The organism is Bacillus sp. JJ1764, from assembly GCF_036962145.1.
In the GTDB taxonomy this organism is placed as follows: domain Bacteria; phylum Bacillota; class Bacilli; order Bacillales; family Cytobacillaceae; genus Neobacillus.
This window is the reverse complement of the sequence record NZ_JBALNY010000248.1, coordinates 200-2,281: the sequence shown is the minus strand read 5'-3', so window position 1 is coordinate 2,281 and position 2,082 is coordinate 200. Positions and strand designations below refer to the sequence as shown.

2 protein-coding genes are annotated in these 2,082 nt (G+C 31.4%); both read right to left on the bottom strand.

Translation table 11 applies throughout. The features are described 5' to 3' along the window. Positions 1–97: 97 nt before the first annotated feature. Entirely contained in the window at positions 98–256 is a 159-nt protein-coding gene (locus V7083_RS23380) for a hypothetical protein (RefSeq protein ID WP_335482576.1), read from the bottom strand. A gap of 76 nt (positions 257–332) precedes the next feature. Beyond that, positions 333–854: an SPFH domain-containing protein gene (locus V7083_RS23375; protein WP_335482574.1), complete on the bottom strand. Its 522-nt coding sequence runs from the start codon at positions 852–854 to the stop codon at positions 333–335. Positions 855–2,082 lie beyond the last annotated feature (1,228 nt).

The following is a 2,082-nucleotide window of genomic DNA, read 5'->3' as shown; positions in this document are numbered from 1 at the left end:
TAGAACAACAGTTCGTTTTATTCAAATATCAACATTATTATTTAACAGAGCCTAATAATTAATCAGCTTTATCTAATTTTTTATTCGTAAATTAAGCCTACTTTTCCTCATGTACTTCTCTAACTTGATGATTTGTGTCAATAATGAAAGTGTTTCCCTGTGAAGATTCAATAGTTTGAATAAGCCTAAGTTTCACCAATTCTGGATTTTTCTCCATCATTTTAGCAGCATTTGCAAGACTTCTTAATGTCGCCATTTCTCCCCGTGCCTTTTCTAATGAAATAAGGGCTTCTTTTTTAACTTTAATTGCTTCTACATATACTTTTTTTATATCACCTGTTAACNNACATAATGTCCTTTAAATCAATACAATAAATAATTAATCCGGATAAAGATTTGTCCTCAAATAATAAATCTTGAACTCTATTGGAAATATTTTTACGATTTTCTAAAATGTCATCAATTTCTAAGGAAGAAATAACTTCTCTTAATTTAAACTGTACCATCATGTATAAATACCCTTGATAGTCTTCATATTGAGAAATAATTGCCTGTGGATCTGTAATCTGATACTTAACAGCTAAACTAATCTTTACGCTAACATTGTCAGAACTTAATAACTCCTGTCCGTTAATCTGCATAACAGACTGCCTCATATCAAAAACTTCCAAACGGGTGGTAGAATTAACAATCGTATATCTTCCAGGTCCTACAACATCTCGAAACTTTCCTTTATGAAATCTTATACCTTTCTCATATTCAAAGATTGTAACTCTATCAAATAATTTTTTTTCAATAATTTTCCCTACAACCAAAATGATTGCAGCAGATATTATTATTATTAATTCTGTCATTTAATCACCTTATTCCAGTTAAATTCAGTTTAGTAAACCCACTCACAGTTAGTGGTGACAATGGAGGTCTTACCTGCAAAATTGTCATCACTAATATACTGTGAGTAGATTCAAGTTGTGGGATTCAAACCCATTCAAATCTGGTACCAACACGGTCACCCAGTGTCACCGGTAGAGTAGGACAACAGGCAACATCAATTAAAGATTTTAAATGACGGCAAATCACTACTCAATCAATATTCTATCAGGAATTTAATAAAAAAGATCTAATATTTCCAGTAAAATTGTATTTTCTATTTTATTTTTCAAAAAGTTTAGTAAACGTCTAGTTGGTTTATAGCTGTGAAACTTCCTGTACATGCTGGACAGGATAATTGTAATTACAAATTTCACAAGGAACCAGCTAAATAAGTTATTTAGCTAACATATTCTTAAAGATAATTACTGGAATTGCTTGTCCCTTCTAACGTTACAAATATTGCTTCTCTTCAACATAACCACGGATTGCTATATATTTTCTTTTATCTGCAGATTATTTCTTTTTAAATTGGTGCTAACCCTTCACGATACCTTTTTAGCATATGTGATAAAGAGTAAACTATCTTCCCACCGTTTGTCATTTAATGATAGTCCCCTATTCATTTACTCGTAATCCTGTTTCACGGGTTAGAATCATAATCGTGTTAAATAATGCACTTTTGCAAGTAACGTGTATTAAAAGGTACTATTTTGTTTCCAATATAAATCTTCATGTAAAGAATTATATTTCCCTTTGCAGGTTCATCAGTGAAATTTTTGGAGTTTAATTTGCTCGGATTAATTCCCAGCTCCCAAGCTAGTGAAAAAAATCCTTAAATTCATTCATCAAAAAATGGATAGTGTATGATCTGAAATTTACTCAATTCGCAAATTCTTAACGATTAATTCAATGGCATCCTTAAATGATTCTACATAATTTTCTTTTCTATCCCAAAAAATCCCCTTTCATTAATAATATTTTTCAACTTAGCCATATGATTTACTCCTTTCACAGTGTACACGATTCAGTGAACACGATTTGAAGTTATTTTATCGTGTGGAAATCAGCCAAAAAATACAACAAAAAACGCCTTCCTACAATTTGTAGAAAGACGTTTAATGTCTTGATATTCCTTTAATTCTTCTGTAATTCCCGTTCGCTACCGAAGAAATTAATGATACCGGTGGTCGGGGTCGAACCGACACTCCA

Bases quoted from the DNA above. Each gene is read 5' to 3' on its own strand.
- V7083_RS23380 (WP_335482576.1), bottom strand. From the start codon at position 256: ATGGCGACATTAAGAAGTCTTGCAAATGCTGCTAAAATGATGGAGAAA.